19 protein-coding genes are annotated in these 21980 nt (G+C 67.8%); 14 read left to right on the top strand and 5 right to left on the bottom strand.

Translation table 11 applies throughout. The features are described from left to right. Positions 1-73: 73 nt before the first annotated feature. The 3 genes from H536_RS0104665 to H536_RS0104655 all read left to right on the top strand — a co-directional run bounded on the left by H536_RS0104665 (position 74) and on the right by H536_RS0104655 (position 4653). Positions 74-1105, top strand: a complete 1032-nt coding sequence (locus H536_RS0104665) for an aspartate-semialdehyde dehydrogenase (protein WP_024349361.1) — start codon at positions 74-76, stop codon at positions 1103-1105. A 245-nt stretch (positions 1106-1350) separates the two neighbouring features. Beyond that, positions 1351-2016 (top strand): YiaD family glycine zipper/OmpA-like lipoprotein, encoded by a 666-nt coding sequence (locus tag H536_RS0104660; protein WP_024349360.1) that lies wholly within the window; start codon positions 1351-1353, stop codon positions 2014-2016. 303 nt (positions 2017-2319) lie between these two features. After that, entirely contained in the window at positions 2320-4653 is a 2334-nt protein-coding gene (locus H536_RS0104655) for a putative bifunctional diguanylate cyclase/phosphodiesterase (protein ID WP_024349359.1), read from the top strand. Positions 4654-4684: 31 nt separating this feature from the next. Here H536_RS0104655 and H536_RS0104650 read toward each other — a convergent pair whose 3' ends face one another. Beyond that, complete coding sequence (locus tag H536_RS0104650) at positions 4685-6526, bottom strand: acyl-CoA thioesterase (RefSeq protein ID WP_024349358.1); 1842 nt, start codon at positions 6524-6526, stop codon at positions 4685-4687. A 228-nt stretch (positions 6527-6754) separates the two neighbouring features. On the opposite strand from H536_RS0104650, the gene trhA reads away from it, so the two are divergent. Continuing rightward, positions 6755-7408, top strand: a complete 654-nt coding sequence (gene trhA / locus H536_RS0104645; RefSeq protein ID WP_024349357.1) for a PAQR family membrane homeostasis protein TrhA — start codon at positions 6755-6757, stop codon at positions 7406-7408. Between the two features lie 38 nt (positions 7409-7446). On the opposite strand, the gene H536_RS0104640 is transcribed toward trhA, so the two are convergent. After that, positions 7447-9831: a transketolase gene (locus H536_RS0104640; RefSeq protein ID WP_024349356.1), complete on the bottom strand. Its 2385-nt coding sequence runs from the start codon at positions 9829-9831 to the stop codon at positions 7447-7449. Between the two features lie 166 nt (positions 9832-9997). Between H536_RS0104640 and H536_RS0104635 the strand changes: the two genes are divergently transcribed. Then, positions 9998-10468: an Lrp/AsnC family transcriptional regulator gene (locus tag H536_RS0104635; RefSeq protein WP_009211195.1), complete on the top strand. Its 471-nt coding sequence runs from the start codon at positions 9998-10000 to the stop codon at positions 10466-10468. Between the two features lie 24 nt (positions 10469-10492). On the opposite strand, the gene H536_RS0104630 is transcribed toward H536_RS0104635, so the two are convergent. After that, the gene (locus H536_RS0104630) at positions 10493-12085 is read right to left on the bottom strand and encodes a gamma-glutamyltransferase family protein (protein ID WP_024349355.1); all 1593 of its coding nucleotides are present in this window, start codon (positions 12083-12085) and stop codon (positions 10493-10495) included. A gap of 294 nt (positions 12086-12379) precedes the next feature. On the opposite strand from H536_RS0104630, the gene H536_RS0104625 reads away from it, so the two are divergent. The 7 genes from H536_RS0104625 to H536_RS0104595 all read left to right on the top strand — a co-directional run bounded on the left by H536_RS0104625 (position 12380) and on the right by H536_RS0104595 (position 18071). Then, complete coding sequence (locus H536_RS0104625; RefSeq protein WP_024349354.1) at positions 12380-13315, top strand: dihydrodipicolinate synthase family protein; 936 nt, start codon at positions 12380-12382, stop codon at positions 13313-13315. Then, complete coding sequence (locus tag H536_RS0104620; RefSeq protein ID WP_024349353.1) at positions 13305-14093, top strand: SDR family oxidoreductase; 789 nt, start codon at positions 13305-13307, stop codon at positions 14091-14093. Before H536_RS0104625 ends, H536_RS0104620 begins: the two co-directional genes overlap by 11 nt. A gap of 214 nt (positions 14094-14307) precedes the next feature. After that, on the top strand, positions 14308-15171 hold the full coding sequence (locus tag H536_RS0104615; RefSeq protein ID WP_029702750.1) for an STAS domain-containing protein: 864 nt from the start codon (positions 14308-14310) through the stop codon (positions 15169-15171). Between the two features lie 3 nt (positions 15172-15174). Beyond that, a complete protein-coding gene (locus tag H536_RS0104610; RefSeq protein WP_029702749.1) occupies positions 15175-15543 on the top strand; it encodes an STAS domain-containing protein in 369 nt (122 codons plus the stop codon). Between the two features lie 10 nt (positions 15544-15553). Beyond that, positions 15554-15958 carry an ATP-binding protein gene (locus H536_RS0104605; RefSeq protein WP_024349352.1) on the top strand — a complete coding sequence of 135 codons (405 nt, stop codon included), beginning with the start codon at positions 15554-15556 and terminating at the stop codon, positions 15956-15958. Beyond that, complete coding sequence (locus H536_RS0104600; protein WP_244495368.1) at positions 15955-16956, top strand: ATP-binding protein; 1002 nt, start codon at positions 15955-15957, stop codon at positions 16954-16956. Before H536_RS0104605 ends, H536_RS0104600 begins: the two co-directional genes overlap by 4 nt. Next, positions 16953-18071 carry an ATP-binding protein gene (locus H536_RS0104595; protein WP_024349350.1) on the top strand — a complete coding sequence of 373 codons (1119 nt, stop codon included), beginning with the start codon at positions 16953-16955 and terminating at the stop codon, positions 18069-18071. The genes H536_RS0104600 and H536_RS0104595 overlap by 4 nt, the downstream gene beginning before the upstream one ends. Before the next feature lie 49 nt (positions 18072-18120). Here the strand turns inward: H536_RS0104595 and ltnD are convergent, their stop codons facing one another. Continuing rightward, positions 18121-19059: an L-threonate dehydrogenase gene (gene ltnD, locus H536_RS0104590; protein WP_051141535.1), complete on the bottom strand. Its 939-nt coding sequence runs from the start codon at positions 19057-19059 to the stop codon at positions 18121-18123. A gap of 185 nt (positions 19060-19244) precedes the next feature. Between ltnD and H536_RS0104585 the strand changes: the two genes are divergently transcribed. Then, positions 19245-20507 carry an FAD-dependent oxidoreductase gene (locus H536_RS0104585; RefSeq protein WP_024349348.1) on the top strand — a complete coding sequence of 421 codons (1263 nt, stop codon included), beginning with the start codon at positions 19245-19247 and terminating at the stop codon, positions 20505-20507. Here the strand turns inward: H536_RS0104585 and H536_RS0104580 are convergent. Beyond that, on the bottom strand, positions 20504-21451 hold the full coding sequence (locus H536_RS0104580; protein WP_035694612.1) for a D-alanyl-D-alanine carboxypeptidase family protein: 948 nt from the start codon (positions 21449-21451) through the stop codon (positions 20504-20506). The two genes, H536_RS0104585 and H536_RS0104580, sit on opposite strands and share 4 nt — an antisense overlap. 280 nt (positions 21452-21731) lie before the next feature. On the opposite strand from H536_RS0104580, the gene H536_RS24265 reads away from it, so the two are divergent. Continuing rightward, positions 21732-21980 (top strand): helix-turn-helix domain-containing protein (locus tag H536_RS24265; RefSeq protein ID WP_155898391.1); only part of this gene is annotated, 249 nt, incomplete at its 3' end.

The following is a 21980-nucleotide window of genomic DNA, read 5'->3' as shown; positions in this document are numbered from 1 at the left end:
CCCCGCTGGTCTCCCCCGGGGCAGAGACGCGAGCGTGCGAAGAGTGAGCGGGGAGAGCGAAGGATTGCATCCCATGGGTTACAAGGTCGCCGTCGTCGGCGCTACCGGCAATGTCGGGCGCGAAATGCTGGAAATCCTGGCCGAGCGCGGATTTCCCGCCGACGAGGTCGTGGCGCTGGCCTCGCGCCGCAGCCAGGGAACCGAGGTCTCGTTCGGCGACAAGACGCTGAAGATCGTCGCGCTGGACCAGTATGATTTCAACGGCACCGACATCTGCCTGATGTCGGCGGGCGGCGACATCTCCAAGGAATGGTCGCCGAAGATCGCCGCCACCGGCTGCGTCGTCATCGATAATTCCTCGGCCTATCGCTACGATCCGGACGTGCCGCTGGTCGTGCCGGAAGTGAACGCCGATGCCGTCGAGGGCTTCCGCAAGAAGAACATCATCGCCAATCCGAATTGCTCGACGGCGCAGCTCGTCGTGGCGCTGAAGCCCCTGCACGACGTCGCGACGATCAAGCGGATCGTGGTGTCGACCTACCAGTCGGTGTCCGGCGCCGGCAAGGAGGGCATGGACGAGCTGTTCAAGCAGAGCCGCGCGGTCTTCGTCGCCGACGAGATCGAGCGCAAGAAGTTCACCAAGCGCATAGCCTTCAACGTCATCCCCCATATCGACGTCTTCATGGAAGACGGTTCCACCAAGGAAGAGTGGAAGGTGATGGCCGAGACCAAGAAGATGCTCGACCCGAAGATCAAGGTCACCTGCACCGCCGTTCGCGTGCCGGTCTTCATCGGCCATGCCGAAGCGGTGAACATCGAGTTCGAGAAGCCGATCACCGCCGACGAGGCGCGCGACATCCTGCGCGAGGCACCGGGTTGCCTCGTCATCGACAAGCATGAGGACGGTGGCTACATCACCCCCTACGAGTCGGCCGGCGAGGACGCGACCTACATCTCGCGCATCCGCGAGGACCAGACACTCGACAACGGCCTGAACATCTGGGTCGTCGCCGACAATCTGCGCAAGGGTGCGGCCCTGAACACGGTTCAGATCGCCGAATTGCTGGTCAATCGCGGTCTCCTGAAGCAGCGCGACGCCGCCTGAGGCCCCGTTCCGCGATCGCCCGGTCCACCGGGCGATCGCTGACGCGCGGCCCTCGTGCCGCGCCCGTTTCGCCCCCCTTCTCTACCGGTCTGCGGCCGGCCCCGGCACCCGTGTCGGCAACGCCGCCGCATCTGTGGCCGTGCCGCAACGTTCCAGCCACACTCCAGACATCTGTGCTGTCTAACGGCCATCGGACCGGGACATTTCGTGCGGGCTTCGCCCCGCCTCACACATCTGGACTTTCGCTGATGAAGAAGCTCGCTTTCGTTCTCGCCCTCACCGTGGCCTTCGCCGGCTGCACGACCGACCCCTATACCGGCGAGCAGAAGCTCTCCAACACCGTGGGCGGTGCCGGCATCGGCGCCGGCGTCGGCGCGCTCGGCGGCTATCTGGTCGGCCGCGCCGCCGGCGTAGATTCCGGCCGCGCCGCACTGATCGGTGCCGGCATCGGCACGCTCGGCGGCGGCGCCGTCGGCGCCTATATGGACAACCAGGAAGCCAAGCTGCGCGACCAACTGCGCGGCACCGGCGTTTCGGTCACCCGCGTCGGCGACCGCATCATCCTGAACATGCCGTCCAACATCACCTTCCCGACCGACCAGTCGTCGATCCTGCCGGCCTTCTACCCGACCCTGAACTCGGTCGCGCTGGTCCTGAAGGAATACGACAAGTCGATCGTCAACGTGTACGGCCACACCGACAGCCAGGGCTCCGACGGCTACAATTTCACCCTGTCGCAGCAGCGCGCCTCCTCGGTCAGCCAGCTTCTGGCGTCGCAGGGCGTCGATCCGCGCCGCCTGAACACCCAGGGCTTCGGCGAGAGCCAGCCGGTCGCCTCCAACGACACCGAGTCCGGCCGCGCCCAGAACCGCCGCGTCGAGATCGCGATCTCGCCGCTCACCGCGGGCTGAATGCCGCGCGCCCATCCGGCGCGACCCATCATCGACGAACATGCAAGGCCGTCCGGGATATCCCGGGCGGCCTTTCCGTCTCTTCGGCGCCTGCGGTGGACCGATGTCAGGCCGCCCGGAATTGCCGCGAACATGGCGTACAAAGCGTTGCGGGAGATCAATCTCCGGTCGCCTTAACCCCATGCGGGATCAGGCTTTCTCGCTCCGGTTGCGGCCGCTGTTCAGCATAAATTAAGAGCCGGCCCCTAACACTTCGCCGGTGTGCCTGAAACCAGCCCGCTGCGGGCGGTAGGATGGATCGATTTGTTCAGGGCCCTGGCCTCCTATCTGATCGACATGGATCGCAAGCCCCGCCGGCTGGAGCTGCAACTTCAGGAGCGGGTCCGCGTCGAGCAGCTGGACTTTGCCCTCCGCCTCGCACCCTTCACCGTCATCACCAGTATCAGCGTCGTCCAGGTCGTCTCCTACCTGTTCTGGCGGTCCGAGCTGGCCGGCTATCTTGTGCTCCTGCAGTGCCTTGCGATCCCCGCGACGGTCATCGCACTGGAGCGCTGCTGGCGCTGGCGCAGCTCGGCCAAGCCGCAGCGGGTCGACAGCAGCTATGTCGAATGGTTCGCCCGGCTGGCGCTGTTCGCCGGCACGCTTCTGGGATCCATTCCGCTGGTGCTGTTCGCGCAGGCCGGCGCCGACGGGCGGCTGCTCATCGCATCGACCTGCGCCGGCCTGATCGCCACCGGCATCGGCCTCGCCGTCGTGCCGCGTGCGGCGATCAGCTTCACCGGTCCGATCGTGGCGGGGAGCTTCGTGGCGCTGGCGACCACCGGTGAAGCCTTCTACATCTTCGTGGCCGTGCTCCTGGCCATTTATTCGGGCTTCATCTTCGCCACGATCGTGCATCTCAGTCGGCTCGTGACCATGCGGGCCGCCTCGCAGGTCGAGCTCGAACGCCAGCAGGAACTGACCAATCTCCTCCTCAACGATTTCGAGGAGAATGCCAGCGACTGGCTGTGGGAGACCGACGGCGATCTGCGGCTGCGCCATGTCTCGGCCCGCTTCGGCGAGGTCGCCAATACCCGCATCGAGGATCTGCAGGACCGCCCGCTCGGCGAATTGCTGCCGCCGCCGGTCCGCACCGGCGAGGCCCATGCGGCGGCCATGCTGTGGTCGTCGATCGGCGCGCGCCTGCCCTTCCACAAGATCGTCCTGCCGGTGGATGTCTCGGGCAGCGACCGCTGGTGGGCGCTGAGCGGCAAGCCGATCATCGACACCGCCGGCCGGTTCTCGGGCTATCGCGGCGTCGGCTCCGACGTGACGCAGAAGAAGACCACCGACGACCGCCTCGCCTATCTGGCCAGCCACGATGCCCTGACGGAGCTGCCCAACCGCTCGCTCTTCCAGGAAAAGCTCGCCGAGGCGCGCAACGGCGATCCGGACCAAGTCCGCTTTGCCGTGCTGCGGCTCGACCTCGATGCGTTCAAGAGCGTCAACGACACCTTCGGCCACGGCATCGGCGACGCGCTGCTGCGCAATGTCGCCGGACGCCTCCTGAGCTTCGCCGACCCGGCCCGGACCATCGCGCGGCTGGCCGGCGACGAATTCGCCATCGTCGCCAACGGCCACGACCGCGAGGCGGCGGCCGAGCTTGCCGGTCACCTCGTGGACCGGATCAGCGCGCCCTACCGGATCGGCGACCTGAGGATCTCCGTCGGCGTCAGCATCGGCATCGCCACCGCCCCGGAGAACGGCTCGGAAGAGGTGATGCGCCGCGCCGACGTCGCGCTCTACCGCATGAAGCAGGAGGGCGGTCGCAGCTTCCGCTTCTACGAAGCGCAGATGGACGAGCAGATCGAGGAATGCCGCGCCCTGACCGGGGAGCTGCGCGGCGCCCTTGAGCGGCGCGAATTCATCCTCCACTTCCAGCCGCTGGTCTCGGCGCGGGCCGCGACCATCGAGGGCTTCGAAGTGCTTCTTCGCTGGCAGCACCCGACCCGCGGGCTGGTGCCGCCGGACGAATTCATTCCGCTGGCCGAGCAGAGCGGCGCGATCATCCCGCTGGGCCAGTGGGTGATCCGCGAAGCCTGCCGCATCGCCGCCGCCTGGCCGTCGAAGCTGACGGTCGCCGTCAACCTGTCGCCCATCCAGTTCCGCCACAGCGATGTCGTCGCCATCGTCCGCGACGCGCTGCAGGAGAGCGGGCTCGCCGCCGAACGGCTGGAGCTGGAGATCACCGAATCGGTGTTCCTGGAGGCCACGCAGGAAATCCTCGACATCCTGCGGACCCTGCGCGGCATGGGCGTCAGCCTGTCGCTCGACGATTTCGGCACCGGCTATTCGAGCCTCAGCTATCTGCGCCGCGCGCCCTTCACCAAGATCAAGATCGACCGCAATTTCGTCCGTGACCTGCCCGACGCCAAGACCGACGTCGCCATCGTCCGGGCGGTGGTGCAACTGGGCACCAGCCTCGGCATGACGGTGACGGCCGAAGGGGTCGAGACCCTCGCCCAGCAGACCTGCCTCGCCGAACAGGGCTGCCACCAGTTCCAGGGCTATCTCTACAGCCGCCCGGTCCCGGCCGAAGAGGCCGAGGCCCTGATCCGCAAGCCGCGGCTGAACCTCGTAAACCCGCACGCGGCATGAGCGCCGCGCGCCTGCGCCTCTCGGTCGCCGTTCAGATGCTGTTCTGGGCCGCCCGCGTCGGCAGGCCGGCGACATCCGGCGTCTCGCCCAGATGCGGCGATTCCTTCGGCCAATAGGGCAGGAAGCCGCTGATGATGTCGCGCGGAATGTCCAGCGGCCGGTATTGCTCGGTATCGACGAACATCAGCGATTGCTCGCCGCGTCCGAGCAGACCCTGGCTTTCGCTGTGGATCTCATGGGCGAGCGTGACGAACTTGCGGTTGTGGCGGGCGATCCTGATGCGCACCGTCACCGGATCGAACTCGCTCGCCTCGCGGCGGAAGTCGTGGTTGAACGACTTGGTCAGCACGTAATAGCTCGTCGTCTTCAGGTCGAAATCCGGCATGCAGATGTTGAAGAACAGCTCGCGCGCCTTGCCGACCCAGCGCACGTAATTGGCGAAATAGACGTTGCCGACCGAATTGGTGTCGTCATAGGTCGGCATCAGCTTCATCACGAAGGTCTGGCCGTCGAAGCCGTGGGACAGGCTCGTATTTGTCGACGGGCTCGGCACGTTCTCGTTGCGCGGGACGAGCTCGACCCGCGTCGGGATCGGCCCGGACGGCATCGGCGCGAGCCCGGTGGCCACTTCCGGCGGCGCGCCGAAGAGCAATTGCCCCAGCATCGGGAAGGCGCCGATCAGCGCCAGCAGCGGCGCCCCGGCGACGAAGGCCGGGATCGGGGCCACATGGCCGATCAGGAAGATCAGCATGGCGGCCAGCCCGATCAGATAGCACAGCACCGGATCGTAACGCCGTGTCGCGCCCAGCACCTCGCCGACGAGGCAGGCCGCGCCGCCCACCAGCAGCGTGGCGAAGGGCAGCATCAGGGCGATCTGGGAGAGCTGCGCCGACAGGGCAAGACCGGCGACGCCGGCAGCGGCCGCCAGAAGCCACAGCGGCGACGACACCAGCCCGGCCGGAACGAAGGCAAGCAGCGGGCTGAGGCTGCGCTCCGTCAGCGCTCCCAGATGCCAGCGCGTTGCCACATAGAAACTGTCGATGGTGGTCAAGGCCGCGACCACCGACCAGACCAGATAGGCGAGGATCGCCAGACCCGAGCCGCTACCGGCCAGCGCCAGCGCCACGGCGGGCTGCGCCTGGGCGACGCCATCGGCCGAGGTGAAGGTGATCAGCCCCGCGGCCCCGGCGAGAACCGCGTTGAGGCACAACAGCCCGAGGAACAGGAGCGATCCCGCACCATAGGCGACGCGGACCGAGCCGCCCTCACGGTGGATTTCCAGAACCCGCTGCCATTGCTGCACGTCCATCCAGGGCCCGAGCAGGAAGCCGACAAGGGTCGGGATGACGAGGCCGTAGAAGGTGGCATCGAGCGAGGCCAGCGGCACGTCGGGCAGGTTGGCGTTCACCGGCAGGCCGGTCAGGGCGACGCCGGCCGCGGTTATGCCGACCAGGAGCATCGCCACATGCAGGAGCTTCAGCCGGACGAGCGGCAGGGCGTGGCCGATGGCGCAGCCCATCAGGACGAGCAGCCCCACCATGATCGCCGCATCGCCGCCGAAGAGCGGCTGCCACACATAGGCGACGAAGCCGAAGATGGTCAGCGCCACGGCGCCGAGCTGGCACAGGAGGAAAATACCGCCATAGGCGCTCTGGACCTGCCGGAAGATGGCGGCGGGGTCCCTGTTCGGAGCGCCGAGGACCCAGCCGAACAGGAACAGTCCGGTGATGTTGGCGGTGGCGAAGGCGGCAAAGGCCAGCCAGCCATGGGTCAGGGTGACGTGGATCGCGTAGAAGAAGCCGAGGCCCCACAGCCAGGACATCGCGATGGTCGGCGCCCAGAGAACGGATCTGAGAATCGAAAACTGGGTCATTGCGCACCATGTTCCTGAGAATCGCGGCTGGCGCGACGGCGCCCGGATGTTAACCTTCGATTAACAAAACCCACACTGCAATCAAAGACTACGGACACAAGTCCACGAGGGGCGACGGCGCTACGGCATGTCGCATCCCCAAGCGAAGACGACGCCGTCACAGTCGGCGAAACGACAGATCCATGGCATTTTGTCGCGGGATCGCAGGAAGAAGGATGATGGAGCCGAATGCCAGACGCACATCCCGGCGCCGTCCGCTGGAGCTATTCCGTCAGTGAGCTGCGCGCCGACGCGGCCGTTCACGCCGTCGGCGTCCTCGCGGCGCTGAGCGGCAGCCTCGTCTTCCTGATCGCCATGGTCGGCGAGGTGTCGGCGGGGGTCTTTGCAGCGGTGACGATCTATCTCGCCACGCTGCTGTTCTCGATCGGCATTTCGGCCGCCTACAATGTCTGGCCGGTGTCGCGGATCAAGTGGATGCTGCGCCGGCTCGACCATTCGGCGATCTACCTGCTGATCGCCGGCACCTACACGCCCTTCCTGGTGCGCAGCCAGACCTGGTGGCTGCTCACCGGCGTGTGGAGCATCGCGGCGGTGGGCATCACGCTGAAGATCGCCCGGCCGGGACAGTTCGACCGGCTGTCGATCCTCCTCTATCTCGCCATGGGCTGGAGCGGGATCGTCGCCTACGACCACCTGTCGACGCAGCTGCCGCCTCAGGTGCTCTGGCTGATCGTCGCCGGCGGGCTGGTCTATTCGATCGGCGTCATCTTCCATCTGATGGAACGGCTGCGATTCCAGAACGCCATCTGGCACGCCTTTGTCGTGGCCGCCGCGGCGATCCATTTCGTCGCCGTGTGGGATTCCACCCTGATCACCGTCTAGCCGGCCCCGGTCCGCACAGTCGTCCCGGTCGCGCCCTGCTAGCGCCCCGGCAGGGCCGCGATCTCGGCGGGCAGTTGCAGGGCGCCGTTGGCCGCCGCGACGATCGCCTCGGCATCGAGCCCGAAATGGCGGTAGAGATCGCCGATCGTGCCGGTCTGGCCGAAGCGTTCGACGCCGAGGGGGATCGTGCGGTGGCCACCGACGCCGCCGAGCCACGACAGGGTGGTCGGATGGCCGTCGATGACGGTCACGATCCGGCAATGCGGCGGCAGGCGTGCGAACAGCCGCTCGGCATGGCTGGTCGCCCGGCGATCTCCCTGCCGGCGGGCCCGCTGCGCGGCGCTCCAGCCGGCATGCAGCCGGTCGGCCGAGGTGACCGCCAGAACACCGATGTCGCGATGGCGCTGGCCGAGCCTTCCGGTGGCGGCGATGGCCTCGTTCGCCACGGCGCCCTGATAGGCAATGACCAGTTCGCAGTTCGGCCCCGGCTCGCGCATCCAGTAGGCGCCGTCGACGACGCCCTGCTCGAAATCGGCGTTGGAACGGCGGCCCGGCTGTTCCAGCGGGTTGGTCGTCAGCCGCAGATAGACCGATCCGCCCGCCGCATCGGCGAGGCTCGTGCGAGGATCGGGCGTCGGGTCCCCGTCCCGCTGCATATGGGCGAAGCCCCAGCCCATGATGATCGCCAGCTCGTCGACGAAACCCGGCTCGAAGGCGGCGAGACCATCCTGCGTCATGCCGATCAGCGGCGAACCGATCGACTGGTGGGCGCCGCCCTCGGGCGCCAGGGTCACGCCGGAGGGCGTGCCGACCACCATGAAGCGGGCATCCTGGTAGCAGGCGTAGTTCAGGGCATCGAGGCCGCGCGCCACGAAGGGATCGTAGACGGTGCCGATCGGCAGCAGGCGCCGGCCGTTCAGCGAATGGGACAGGCCCGCCGCGCCGAGCAGCAGGAAGAGGTTCATCTCGGCAATGCCGAGCTCGATATGCTGGCCCTCCGGCGTGAACTCCCATTTCGCCGTGGACGGGATCTTCTCGGAGATGAAGGTGTCGGTCTGGACCTTGCGGGCGAACAGCTTGCGGCGGTTCACCCAGGGGCCGAGGCTGGTCGTGCCGGTCACGTCCGGCGACATGGTGACGATGCGCGCGGCGAGCTCGGTGTCGGTTCTGGAGATGTCGTCGAGGATGCGGCCGAAGCCGGCCTGGGTGGAGGTCTCGCGCTCGGCCCGCGTGGCGATCGCCGGAACGGCAATCGGCCGATCGGCATGCCGGCGGGTGCCCTCGGCGAAGAACGGCACGTCGGCGAGAAAGGCGCGCAGGGCGTCCGGGTCCTCGACAGTGGCCCAGGGGTCCCATTCGGCGCCCTCCGCGACGCCCATATGGGCCTGCCATTCGACCATCTGGGCCTTGTTCATCAGGCCGCCGTGATTGTCCTTGTGGCCGGCGATCGGCGTGCCCCAGCCCTTGATCGTATAGGCGAGGAAGCAGACCGGCCGGTCGTGATCGACCGCACGGAACGTCTCGGCCATGGTGTGCACGCAATTGCCGCCGAGATTTTCCATCAGCTCGGCCAGTTCGTCGTCGCTGCGCCGGTCGATCAGCGCGGTGACGTCGCCCTGGTCGCCGAGCGCGTCCATCAGGCGGGCCCGCCAGACCGCGCCGCCCATGAAGGTCAGCGCCGCATAGAGCTGGTTCGGGCAGGCATCGATCCACGCCTTGAGCGTCTGGCCGCCCGGCTCCTCGAAGGCGGCGCGCTGCAGCCGGCCATACTTGATCCGCACCACGTCCCAGCCAAAGGCGTCGAAGATCTTCTCGACCCGCTGGAACAGCCCCTCGCGCACGATGCCGTCGAGGGACTGGCGGTTGTAGTCGATGACCCACCAGGTGTTGCGCAGGTCGTTCTTCCAGCCTTCCTGCAGGCATTCATAGACATTGCCCTCGTCGAGCTCGGCGTCGCCGACGAGGGCGATCATCCGGCCGAGCGGGATGTCGGCGCCCCAGGACTTGGCCTGGACATAGTCCTGGACGAGCGAGGCAAAGGAGGTGATGGCGACGCCAAGACCGACCGAACCGGTGGAGAAGTCGACGTCGTCCACGTCCTTGGTCCGCGACGGATAGGACTGGACGCCGCCATAGCCGCGGAAATTCTCCATTCGCTCGCGGGTCTGGTGGCCCATCAAATATTGCATCGCGTGGAAGACCGGCGAGGCATGGGGCTTGACCGCCACCCGGTCCTGCGGCCGCAGGGCCGAGAAATAGAGCGCCGTCATGATCGAGACGAGCGAGGCCGAAGAGGCCTGGTGGCCGCCGACCTTGATGCCATCGACCTTCGGCCGGATGTGGTTGGCATGGTGGATCATCCAGTGCGACAGCCACAAGAGGCGCTGCTCGACGGTTTTCAGATGGTCCATTTCGCTCGACATCGGCAGCTCTCCCGGCAGTCTCTCCCTCCCCGGCGGGGCGCAGCGGCGCAGGCCGCGACTGCCGGAGACCCTGCGAACGCTATCACCGGGCGCGAAGCGCTTTCTTGCGAAGAGCAGCGCATGAGGGTAGCGATACAGCAGCTTTCCACTTCTCGAGAGGCTGATCGTGGTGAATACCCCCAAGATCGACGAGATCGACCTGCGCATCCTGCGCGCCTTGCGAGTAGACGGGCGGATGTCGGCGGCCGATCTCAGCCAGCGGGTCGGCCTCAGCGCGACGCCGGTCATCCGCCGGCTGCGCCAGCTCGAGGAGAGCGGGGTGATCACCGGCTATGCGGCGCTGATCGACGAGGTGGCGCTGGGCTTTGCCCTGTCGATCTTCGTCTCGGTCAAGCTCGACCGCCAGGTCGACGTGGCGCTGCGCAGCTTCGAGGCCGCAATCCTGCGCTTTCCCGAGGTCGTCGATTGCTGGCTGATGACCGGCAATCGCGATTATCTGCTGCGCATCGCCGTGACCGGGCTGAAGGAGTTCGAGACGCTGATGATCGAGCGTCTCGTCAAGATCGACGGCGTTGCGTCGATCGAATCCTCGATCCCGCTGCGGCGCATCAAGTCGGGCATCTCGCGCACGCCCTGACGCTCCGGCTTCTCAGCAGGACGGTCAGAAACCGACGGCCTGCCCGTCCTTGCGCGGATCGGAGCCGGCGACATAGCCGCCCTCGACCCGGTGGACGAGCTGCGCCCCGCCGAAGCCATAGGAGGTGTCGGGCATCTCGCGGCTGATGCGGTGGCCCATCGCCTCGAGCTGCGCGATCACGCCGTCGCCGGCCGCCGCCTCCACCGCGACGTCCAGTCCCTCGACGATGCGCCAGCGCGGCGCGTCGACGGCGGTCTGCGGATCCTGGCCCCAGAGCTGGGTCCGCAGCACCATCTGCACATGGCCCTGCGCCTGGATCGGGCCGCCCATGACGCCGAAGCTCATCAACGGCTGGCCGTCCTTCATCAGGAAGCCGGGAATGATGGTGTGGAAGGGCCGCTTGCCGCCGGCAACCTCGTTGGGATGGCCCTTTTCCAGCGAGAAGCCGGCGCCGCGATTCTGCAGGCTGATGCCGGTGCCCGGCACGACGACGCCCGAGCCGAAGCCGGCATAGTTCGACTGGATGAAGGAGATCATCATGCCGTCGGCATCGGCGGCCGACAGATACACGGTGCCGCCCTGCTTCGGCGCGCCGGCCTTGAAGTCCTGCGCCTTTTGCGGATCGACCAGCCTGGCGCGGCGTTCCAGATAGGCCGGATCGAGCAGATGCGTCTCCTCGACCTCGCGCATGTGCTCGCGATCGGCGACGAAGGTCCACATGTCGCGAAAGGCGAGCTTCATCGCCTCGATCTGCAGATGCAGCGCCTCGGCACTGTCCGGCGCGTAGCGTTCGAGGCCGAGATGCTTGAGGATGCCCAGCGCCATCAGCGCCGCGATGCCCTGCCCGTTCGGCGGGATCTCGTGCAGATCGACCCCGCCGAAATCCTGGCTGATGGTGCCGCACCATTCGTTCTCGTGGGCGGCAAGGTCCGCCTCGGTCATGGCGCCGCCGGTCTCGCTGGCGAAGGCGGCGATGCGCGCGGCCAGTTCGCCGCGATAGAAGGCCTCGCCCCGGGTCTCGGCGATCAGGCGGAGCGAGCGGGCGAGATCGGCACTGCGATAGAGCGTGCCGGCGGCGGGCGTCGCGCCACCCGGCATGAAATGCTCGGCGAAACCGGGCTGCGCCGAGAGGATGTCGGCCCCCCGCGCCCACAATTCGGCGATGATCGGCGACACCAGAAAGCCGTCCTCGGCATAGGCGATGGCGGGCGCCAGCAGGTCGGCGAAGGGCAGCTTGCCGAAGCGCTCCGACAGGTCGCGCCAGGCGGAGACGGCGCCGGGCACTGTCGCACTGTCCCAGCCGCGCTGGGGCATGGCGGCCTTGCCGGCAAAGCGCTCCGGGCTCCAGGCCATCGGCGCGCGGCCCGAGGCGTTGAGGCCATGCAGCTCGCTGCCGTCCCAGACGATGGCGAAGGCGTCGCTGCCGAGGCCGTTGCCGGTGGGTTCGACCAGCACCAGGACGGCCGCCGCCGCGATCGCCGCGTCGACGGCATTGCCGCCCTTGGCGATCATCGACAGGCCGGCCTGCGAGGCCAGCGGCTGCGAGGTGGAGACGATATTGCGGGCAAAGACGGGCGAGCGACGGGACGCGTAGAGCGTGTCGTGACGAAAGCGCATGCGGGACTATTCCTCCTGAGAACCGGCGAGCCGGACCCCTCCCGAGTCCTGCGCGGCGAGAATGCGCCGCGTCCGGCACCGATGGCAACCGGCATGCCAGCGCCACGGGATGGACAGCCGCCCAACGATCTTACCGGCCCGCCTCCCGGGCACCGGAGAGACGTTGTCGCAGGTTGCATACAATCATGCAGGGGGCTACGCCGTGTCGGGGGAAATCGCGCGCCGGCCGGTTTCGAGGTCTCGACTGCCGGCCGCAGACAGCATTCAGGGAGAATCATCGCCGTGCCAGCCACAATGATCGACCGCGACAGTCGCGGCGTCTTCATCATCGCCGCAACGCCCTTCACCGACGACGGCGCGCTCGATCTCGCCAGCACCGACACGCTGGTCGACTTCTATCTCGACAGCGGCGTCAACGGCATGACGATCCTCGGGATCATGGGTGAGTCGAACAAGCTCACCCCCGAGGAATCCCGGACCTTCGCCAAGCGCGTGCTCGACCGGATCGACGGCCGCATCCCGGTGATCGTCGGCGCCTCGGGTGCCGGCATCGACAACATGAAGCGCTCGGTCGATTCCGTCATGGAAGCGGGCGCGGCCGGCGTGATGATCGCCCCGACGCCGGGACCGGCGGTCGAGGACCGGATCATCAATTATTTCGGACAGGTCTGCGAGGCGCTCGGCCCCGACGTGCCGATCTGCTTCCAGGACTTCCCGCAGACCACCGGCGTGCCGGTCTCCTCGGCGACGATCCTGACCCTGACCCGCAACCACAAGCAGATCGTCATGCTCAAGCATGAGGATTCGCCGGGTCTGGCCAAGATCACCGCGGTGCGCACCAAGTCCGGCACCGCCGACACGCCGCGCATGTCGATCCTGTGCGGCAATGGCGGGCTCTATTTGCCGCAGGAGCTGCAGCGCGGCGCCGACGGCGCGATGACCGGCTTTGCCTATCCGGAAATGCTGGTCGAGGTGGTGCGTCGCCACCATGCCGGCGACGTGGACGGCGCCGAGGATCTGTTCGACGCCTATCTGCCGATCCTGCGCTACGAGCAGCAGCTGGTCTTCGGCCTCGCCGCCCGCAAGGAAGTGCTGCGTCGCCGCGGCGCCATCGCCTCGGCCCGCGTGCGCGCGCCGGGACCGAAACTCTCACCTGCCGATCACACCGATATCGACCGGCTGATGAAACGCACCGAAATCAAACTGGAAAGGCTCGGCCATGGATCTTGATCTCAACGGCAAGCGCGCCCTCGTCCTCGCCTCCTCGCGCGGCCTCGGCCTCGGCATCGCCGAGGCGCTGGCCGCCGAAGGCGCCAACGTCCTCCTGTGCGGGCGCAGCGCCGACAAGCTGGCGGCCAATTGCGAGGCGATCAACGCCCGCGGCGCCGGCAAGGCCGACTACATCGCCGCCGACCTCGCCGATGCGAGCTTCGTCGAGACGCTGCATCAGGCGGCGCTCGACAAGCTCGGCGGCATCGACATCCTGGTCAACAACACCGGTGGCCCGCCTCCGGGCGGCGCCGTCGGCATGGATGTCGCCGTGCTCGAGAAGCAGTTCCAGATGATGGTACAGCGGGTCATCGACCTGACCAACCGCGTGCTGCCGGGCATGCGCGAGGCAGGCTGGGGCCGGATCCTGACCATCGCCTCCTCGGGCGTCATCCAGCCGATCCCGAACCTCGCCCTGTCCAACACCCTACGCTCGGCGCTGGTGGGCTGGTCGAAGTCGCTGTCGAACGAGGTTGCCGGCGACGGCGTCTGCGTGAACATGCTGCTGCCTGGCCGCATCCACACCGAGCGCGTCGATGAACTCGACAACGCCAATGCCTCCAAGTCCGGCAAGGCCGTGGAGGACGTGCGTGAGGCCTCGCGGCTGGCCATTCCGGCCAAGCGCTATGGCGACGTGTCGGAATTCGCCGCGGTGGCGGCGTTCCTCGTTTCCGGCAAGGCCAGCTACGTCACCGGCTCGGTGATCCGCTGCGACGGCGGCGCCACCAAGTCCGTCTGACGCCGATCGGGTGTATTGCGGGCGGGGCCGACAGGTCCCGCCCGCCGCGCACCGCCGTCGCATCCCTGCCCGACAGCTCGAAAACTCCTGCCTGCCACCTGTCCGCCGACGGCCCAAAGGGTTGTTGCGGCTGCATTTCCGGCTGCCGCGTTGCATGCGGCGTCGCGACGGGCCATAGACGGTCAGGGACATATCAGGACAGGCAAGGCACGAAATGGCGAGCGAAACGACGACGACGGCGTCTCTTCTGCAGGACGAATTCGAGAAGATCCTCTCGGCCTGGATGAAGGCCCAGGCCAAGGAAGGCGTCAAGCGGACCGATCTGGTCTCGGCGAAAGAGACCGAGCGTCAGAGCCGGGACCTCCTGACCGCGCTGGCCCGGTCCAGCCAGACGGCGGCCACCGACGCCAGCTTCGACTTCGCCAATCCGGGCTGGGACCCGGTGCGCGACGCGATCGAGGAGATCACCGAGAGCCGCACCCAGCGCGGCGTGACGCCCTCGGAGATGGGCTGGTTCATTGCCTCCCTGAAGCAGCCGCTGTTCGACCATCTGGCCGCCGATCTGGCCGAGAAGCCGAAGCAGATGAGCGCGGAGCTGTGGAACACCACCCGCATGGTCGACCAGATCGTGCTGCAGGCGATCGAGTCGCTGGTGTCGAAGCGCGAAGCCGTCATCGAGCGCCAGCGGGAGGAAATGACCGAGGTTTCGGCGCCGGTGGTCAAGATCTGGGACCGCATCGTCACGGTGCCACTGATCGGTACGCTGGATTCCTTCCGCGCCCAGACGGTGATGGAAAACCTCCTCGACGCCATCGTCCAGTGGGAAGCCGAGGTCGCGATCATCGACATCACGGGCGTGTCCACCGTCGACACGCTGGTCGCCCAGCATCTGCTGAAGACCGCCGCGGCCGTCCGCCTGATGGGCGCCCATTGCGTGATCTGCGGCATCCGCCCGAAGATCGCCCAGACGGTCGTCAATCTCGGCGTCGAACTGCCGAACATCACCACCCGGGTCGATCTGCAGAGCGGACTCGCCTACGCCTTCGAGCGGATCGGCGTCTCCCCCAAGGAGCAGTGACGGGTGGAAGCCTCGGTTGGAACCACCCCGATCGTCACGATCACCGGCTGCGTCATCGTGGCGATCCGCGATGACCTGGACGATCACGACATCCTGGCCCTGCAGGACCAGCTGGTCGAGGAGGTGTCCCGCAAGAACGCCGTCGGCGTGATCATCGACATCGGCAGCCTGGAGATCGTCGACACCTTTGCCGGCCGGATGCTGGGCGCCATGGCGCAGATGGCGCGGATGATGAACGCCCGCACCGTCGTCGTCGGCATGCGCCCGGCGGTCGCCATGACGCTGGTCGAGCTCGGCATGACGCTCGAGGGCGTCGAGACGGCGCTGAACGCCGATCGGGCGATCAACCTGATCCTGGGCGAGCGGAACTAGGCGCCGTTTCTTGGCTGAGAGCGATCTGACCGTCACGCTGTCGCGCCCGAGCGACGTCGCCTACGCGCGCCAGGCCGCGATGCAGGCGATGACGTCGATCGGCGCGAGCGCGATCAAGAGGACGAAATTCGTGACCGCGGTGTCGGAGATCGCGCGCAATGCGATCGTCTACGGCCATGGCGGCAGAATCTCTTTCGAGATCGTGGGGAACGGCTCGCAGCGCCGCGTCGTTGCGGAGTGCACGGACAGGGGGCCCGGCATCGCCGACGTCAATCAAGCTTTGAAAGACGGCTTCAGCACCGGCAAGGGCCTCGGCCTGGGCCTCAGCGGAGCGCGGCGCCTGGTCGACCGGTTCAAGATCACGTCGTCGCCCGATACGGGCACGACCGTCATATTGGAGTGCGCGTGTCGATGATCTCACTGCCGATCCTGGAAACCAGTCAGATCGGCGCCGCGCGCAGACGAGCCCTGCAGGAAGCCGAGACGATCGGCCTGGCCGAGGACGATCGCGACCGGCTGGCGCTGGTGGTCACCGAAGCGGGCACCAATCTCCTGCGCCATGCCACCGGCGGCGAGATCCTCCTGTGCCCGCACCAGGGCAAGACCACGGCCGGCATGGATGTCATCGCCCTCGACGACGGCCCGGGCCTGCCGAATGTCGAGGCGGCCATGGCCGACGGCTTCACCACGGCCGAGGAAGGCGAGCGCAGCCTCGGCAGCGGGCTGGGCGCCATCGCCCGCATGTCGGACGGCCTCGACATCTACAGCGACAGCCGCGGCACCACCCTGACGGTCAGCATCGGCAAGACCGGCCGCCCGGCCAGGGGGCCGATGGAAACTGCCGGGCTGATCGTGCCCAAGCCCGGCTTCGATGCCGGCGGCGACATCTACGGCATCCGCAAGGATGGCGGCGCCACGATGATCATGCTGATGGACGTGCTCGGCCATGGGCCGACCGCCGCCAAGGACGCCGAGACCGGCCTGGCCGCGTTCCTCGCCGCCAAGGGCAAGTCGCTGGAAGACACCGAGATCTTCGTCGCCGACGCCATGGCCGGCAGCCGCGGGGCGGCGTCGCTGATCGTCGAACTGCCCCATGGCGGCGACAGGCTGCGGGCCCTCGGCCTCGGCAACGTCAAGGGCGAGATCATCTCGGCCGATGGCAGCCGCCACGGTATCCCCTCCTCGCCCGGGATCGTCGGCGCCTCGACCCGCCGGCCCCGGGTCACCGAACATGCATGGGGAAAGGGCGCCATGCTGCTCCTCACCACCGACGGCCTGAAGGGCGGCGAGCGCTTCCCCGAACCGTCCGCCCTGTTCTTCCGCGACGTCCTGACCATCGCGGCAACGCTCTACAAGCGGCGCCGGCGCGGGAGCGACGACAGCGGTGTCGTCATCGCGCGGGCCCGCCAATGAAAGCCGTCGTCACCTCGATCAATCTCGAGCAGGATGCGGATGTCTCGCATACCCGCCGCACCGCCCGGCTGATCGCCAAGGTCGCCGGGGCGCCGGCCCGCGACCAGATCCGCTTCGCCACGGCCGTGTCCGAGATTTCCCGCAACGCCCTGCAATATGCCAAGGGCGGCGTGACGGAATTCGCCTTCGACCGCAGCGCCAAGATCACGCGGCTGATGGCGCGGGTGCAGGACAAGGGCGGCGGCATCGCCGCGGTCGAGACCATGCTGCGCGGCCGCCACCAGTCCCATACGGGCCTCGGCCTCGGCCTCAGCGGCTCGCAGAAGCTCGTCGACGATTTCGACCTAAAGACAGGGTCGGGCGGCACCGTCATCACGCTGGGCCTGCAGCTGGCAACGACCAAGCGGCCCGAGGAACTGGCGGTGGCCACCGCCTCGGCGCTGGTGGAGGCGAGCCACGGTTCGCCGATGGAGGAACTGGCCGAGCAGAACCGTGCGCTGCGCGATTCGCTCGCCGAGCAGCAGTTCCTGCTGCGCGAACTGCATCACCGCACCAAGAACAACCTCGCCATCATCCAGTCACTGGCGATCATGCAGGCGCGACAGGCCACCACCGAGGAGACGCAGGACGCGCTGTCGGTGCTGACCAACCGCATCCAGGCCTTCGCCAACGCCCACAATTTCCTGCACCGGGCCGAAGACGTCACCCAGGTCGATCTGCAGCAGCATCTGGAAAGCCTGACCGACCGGCTGGCGTCGGCGATGGGCGATCACCAGCTCACCATCACCTGCAAGGTCGATGCCGTGCCGGTCGCCTTCGACACGGCCACCGAGCTCGCCCTCATCGTCAACGAGCTTGTCACCAACGTCACCAAGCACGCCATGCAGGCGGGCCAGACCAAGGGGCGCGTCACCATCGAGGCGCATCAGTCGGACGGCACGCTGCATCTGCGCATCGCCGACGACGGCGAGGGTCTGGCCGATGCCGAGACGGTGCTGCGCAATTCCAAGTCGCTCGGCTGGCGGATCGTCGAGGGCTGCGTGCGCAAGCTCAACGGCACGATCGACGTAGATGGCAGCGACGGGCTCGCCATCTCCCTGACCTTCCCGATCTGACCCCGCGCCAGGGAACGGGCGGCACGCCGAGTGCCGCCCTGCCCGTCGGTCAGTGCTTGCCGGAATCCGGCAGGTCGATGCCCGGGAACACCTTGATGACCGCGCTGTCGTCCCACTGGCCGTAACCGGCGTTGCTAGCCGTGGCGAACATCGAATAGGCGGTGGTGGCCAGCGGCAGCGGGAACTTCATCGCCAGGCCGGTCTCGGTGACGAGGCCGAGATCCTTGACGAAGATGTCGACCATCGAGGTCGGCGTGTAGTCGCCATCGACCACGTGGCGCATCCGGTTCTCGAACATCCAGGAATTGCCGGCGGCGTTGGTGACGACGTCGTACATCGTCTCGAGCGGGATGTTCGCCTTGGCGGCCAGGGCCATCGCCTCGGCGCCGGCGGCGATGTGCACGCCGGCCAGAAGCTGGTGGATGATCTTCACCGTGGCGCCGTCGCCGATCTTCTCGGAGATCCGGTAAACCTTGCCGGCCACCGCATCGAGCACCGGCTGGAGCTGGTCGAAGACGGCAGCCGGACCGGCGGCCATGACCGTCATTTCGCCCGACGCCGCCTTGGCGGCGCCGCCCGAGACCGGCGCGTCGAGCATGGTCAGGCCGGCGGCCTCCAGTTCGGCGGCGATGGCCTTGGCGTCGGCGACCGAGATCGTGGCGGAGACCATGACCGGCGTTCCCGCCTTCAGATGCGCGGCAAGGCCCTTCTCGCCGAACAGCGCATCACGGCACTGGGCGGCGTTGACGGTGAGCAGGATAACGGCATCGAGGTCGCCCGCGAAGTCGCGCCCGTCGCTGGCCGCACCGGCTCCGCCAGCCTTGACGAAGGCCTCGCAGGCGGTGTCGCGCGGGTCGATGCCGTAGGTGGTCAGGCCCGCCGCGACGCAGGAGGTCGCCGCGCCCATGCCCATCGATCCCAGGCCGACCACGGCGACGCGCATCGACCCGCCTGTTGCGCCTGCGGCGGTGTTGTCCTCGTTACCCATCGTCGTCTTCCCCTTTTGGTCGATTCCCGCACGGCGGCGCGTGACATCATCATCGGTCATGCTGACATAGTCGTGCGAGCCCCCGGCAGTCTACCGCCCCGCCCGATCGCGCGCCGCCGGACCACAGGATTGGCCGCGCGCTGGCGTGTTCGTGATCGTCGCGGGATTGCCCTGCGGCCAAGGGGATGCTTGGCGACAGATCAGGACCGGGCGGCGCTGCCGCCCTTGCGAACGGAGCCAAGCCCCTGCCCGAGACCCACAGCGGCCGACGCAAGCATCTGGTGCTTCTGGGCGCCGGCCATTCCCATGTCGCGGTCCTGAAGGCCTTCGGCGAGCGGCCGCATCCCGATGTCGACCTGATGCTGGTGACGCGAGACGTCGCCACGCCCTATTCCGGCATGCTGCCGGGCTTCGTGTCCGGGCAATACACCCATGCCGACCTGCATATCGACGCCGGCGGGCTCGCCCGCTTTGCCGGCGCGACGCTGGTGACCGGCGACGCGACGGGCCTCGACACCGCCGCCCGGACGCTGAGCATCGCCGGCCGGCCGCCGCTCGCCTACGATCTCCTGTCGATCGACATCGGTTCCGCGCCCAGCCGGCCCACCGGAATGCCGGGCATTCCGGTCAAGCCGATCGGCGGGTTCGTCGAACGGCTGGAAAATCTGTCGGCGGAGCTGGCCGCAAGCCCGGACCCCGTCCGCATCGCCGTGATCGGCACCGGACCGGCCGGGGTCGAACTGGCCCTGGCGCTGCATCGGCGCCTGTCGGGCGCCGGCCTGCAGAACGGGGAACGCAACGCGGCGAAGGTCGCGATCCGATTGCTCGGTCGCGCCGACACAATTCTTCCCGAACGCAGCCGGCGCACCCAGCGCCGCATCGCCGCCACGCTCGCGCGCCGGGGGATCGACCTGCGGACCGGCTTCGACGTCACGGACTTCGAGAACGGCACGGTGCGGGCGGCCGACGGCCGTACGGTCGGGGCAGACATGCTGCTCTGGGCCACCAACAGCGCCGCCGCGCCCTGGCTTCGGGAGACGGGCCTTGCCTTGGACGAACAGGGCTTCGTGCGGGTGGATGCCTGCTTGCGATCGCTCTCGCATCCCGAGATCTTCGCGGCCGGCGACATCGCCGCGCTGCCCGATCCGCGGCCCAAGGCCGGCGTCTTCGCAGTCAGGCAAGGCCCGGTACTGGCAGAGAATTTGCGCCGCGCGATCGACGGCGAAGCGCTGCAACCCTACCGGCCCCAGAAACACTGGCTGACGCTGCTCTCCACTGCCGACGGCCGGGCGGTCGCCGACAAATGGGGCCTGTCGCTGGAAGGACGCTGGGTCTGGCGCTGGAAGAACTGGAACGACCGCCGCTTCGTCGACGGCTACAACGCCCTCGCCGCATCCGCCGGCCAAAAGCCCGTCGACGCCGTTCGCAACAGTGCCGGACGCCGCTAGCGGGTCAGGGAGAGACCCGGCAGCCCGGCCATGGTGCCGGATGCAGGGCCGAGATACTGGTCGATCAGCGCCTCGACCTTGGCATTGCGCTCACGCCCGGTGCGGCCGCCCATTACGACGACGATGATCCGCCGGCCGCGGCGGGTGGCGGTGGCGGCCAGGTGGAAACCGGCATCGCGGATATAGCCGGTCTTCAGGCCATCGACGCCCTCGACGCTGCCGAGCAGCTTGTTGGTGGCGTTGTAGCGGCGGCCATTATAGTCGAAGCCGGTCCGGGTGAAGAGCGAGGCATAGGCCGGAAAGCGGTTCAGCAGGGCCCGGCCGAGGGTCGCCATGTCGCGGGCCGTCGAGATCTGCCCCTCGTCCGGCAGGCCGGAGGCATTGACGAAGCGCGTCCGGCTCATGCCGAGCGCGCGGGCCTTGGCGGTCATGGCATTGGCGAAATTGGCCTCGCTGCCACCGAGATTCTCCGCGATCACCGTGGCGACGTCATTGGCCGATTTCACCGCGATCGCCTGGGCGGCGTCGGCGACCCGGATCGTCTCGCCGGCCTTGAGGCCCAGCTTGGAGGGCGGCTGCGACGCGGCGTTCTCGCTGACCCGCAACTCGCTGCTCATCGACAGCCGGCCGGCCTCGATCGTCTCGAACAGGAGATACAGCGTCATCATCTTGGTGAGCGAGGCGGGATAACGCAGGCCGTCGGCCGCATCCTCGTAGAGCGTGCGCCCGCTGGCAAAGTCGAGCACCAGCGTCGATTCCCCGCGCACTTCCGCAACGCCAGGCGACGCCGTGGCCGCGCCGACCCGGGCATAGGGCAAGAGCCCGGCGGTCGTCAGCTCGGTCGACTGGCAGGCGACGAGCGTCAGCGCCAGGAGCGCGGCAAGCGCGGCCTTGAGGGATGCGAGCGGGCGAAGCCGGAACGACAGGCGCTGGGTCAAGATCATCTCGTCTGGATCGGATGGCCGAAAGCTAAGTCGTCCCGGCACGGCCCTGTCAAATAACAGTCCCGCCTTCATGATCGCTTAACGCTGGTTGTGCTTTCGCGACCACACCTTCCCGGGGTGGCAGAAGACACGCCTCCGTGTCGCGGCGCCGCGCCGGGGGTGGAAGGCGACGGTGGCGTTCCCATGTTGCGGCGGTCTAGAGCGTCCGGTAATAAGTGTGAATCGGATGGTTCCGCTTGGCCGCGTATTCTGATTCCTTGCGTGCGGGAGGATACGCACCATGGGAAGATCGGTTTCATCGGACTTGCGGCTTCGGATAGTTCGTGGTGTTGCGGCTGGCGAGACGCGGCGTGCGGCGGCGGCGCGGCTTCAGGTTGCGCCATCGACCGCGGTGAGAGTTCAGGCCCGTTACGCCCGCACGGGTTCCGTGGAGCCGGCCAAACAGGGTCGTCCTGCTGGATCTGGCAAGCTCGGGCCGCATCGGCTCGCCATCGTCGAGAAGGTGAAGGCCAGACCCGACATCACCATG

Origin of the sequence: Aurantimonas coralicida DSM 14790 (genome assembly GCF_000421645.1) — a bacterium.
Classification (GTDB): Bacteria; Pseudomonadota; Alphaproteobacteria; order Rhizobiales; family Rhizobiaceae; genus Aurantimonas; species Aurantimonas coralicida.
This window is presented reverse-complemented; position numbering and strand designations above follow the sequence as displayed.

Coding starts and splice junctions, on each gene's coding strand:
- ltnD (WP_051141535.1), bottom strand. CDS start 19,059: ATGGGTAACGAGGACAACACCGCCGCAGGCGCAACAGGCGGGTCGATG.
- H536_RS0104595 (WP_024349350.1), top strand. CDS start 16,953: ATGAAAGCCGTCGTCACCTCGATCAATCTCGAGCAGGATGCGGATGTC.
- H536_RS0104600 (WP_244495368.1), top strand. CDS start 15,955: ATGATCTCACTGCCGATCCTGGAAACCAGTCAGATCGGCGCCGCGCGC.
- H536_RS0104585 (WP_024349348.1), top strand. CDS start 19,245: ATGCTTGGCGACAGATCAGGACCGGGCGGCGCTGCCGCCCTTGCGAAC.
- H536_RS0104630 (WP_024349355.1), bottom strand. CDS start 12,085: ATGCGCTTTCGTCACGACACGCTCTACGCGTCCCGTCGCTCGCCCGTC.
- H536_RS0104580 (WP_035694612.1), bottom strand. CDS start 21,451: ATGATCTTGACCCAGCGCCTGTCGTTCCGGCTTCGCCCGCTCGCATCC.
- H536_RS0104625 (WP_024349354.1), top strand. CDS start 12,380: ATGATCGACCGCGACAGTCGCGGCGTCTTCATCATCGCCGCAACGCCC.
- H536_RS0104640 (WP_024349356.1), bottom strand. CDS start 9,831: ATGTCGAGCGAAATGGACCATCTGAAAACCGTCGAGCAGCGCCTCTTG.
- H536_RS0104615 (WP_029702750.1), top strand. CDS start 14,308: ATGGCGAGCGAAACGACGACGACGGCGTCTCTTCTGCAGGACGAATTC.
- H536_RS0104620 (WP_024349353.1), top strand. CDS start 13,305: ATGGATCTTGATCTCAACGGCAAGCGCGCCCTCGTCCTCGCCTCCTCG.
- trhA (WP_024349357.1), top strand. CDS start 6,755: ATGCCAGACGCACATCCCGGCGCCGTCCGCTGGAGCTATTCCGTCAGT.
- H536_RS0104665 (WP_024349361.1), top strand. CDS start 74: ATGGGTTACAAGGTCGCCGTCGTCGGCGCTACCGGCAATGTCGGGCGC.
- H536_RS0104650 (WP_024349358.1), bottom strand. CDS start 6,526: ATGACCCAGTTTTCGATTCTCAGATCCGTTCTCTGGGCGCCGACCATC.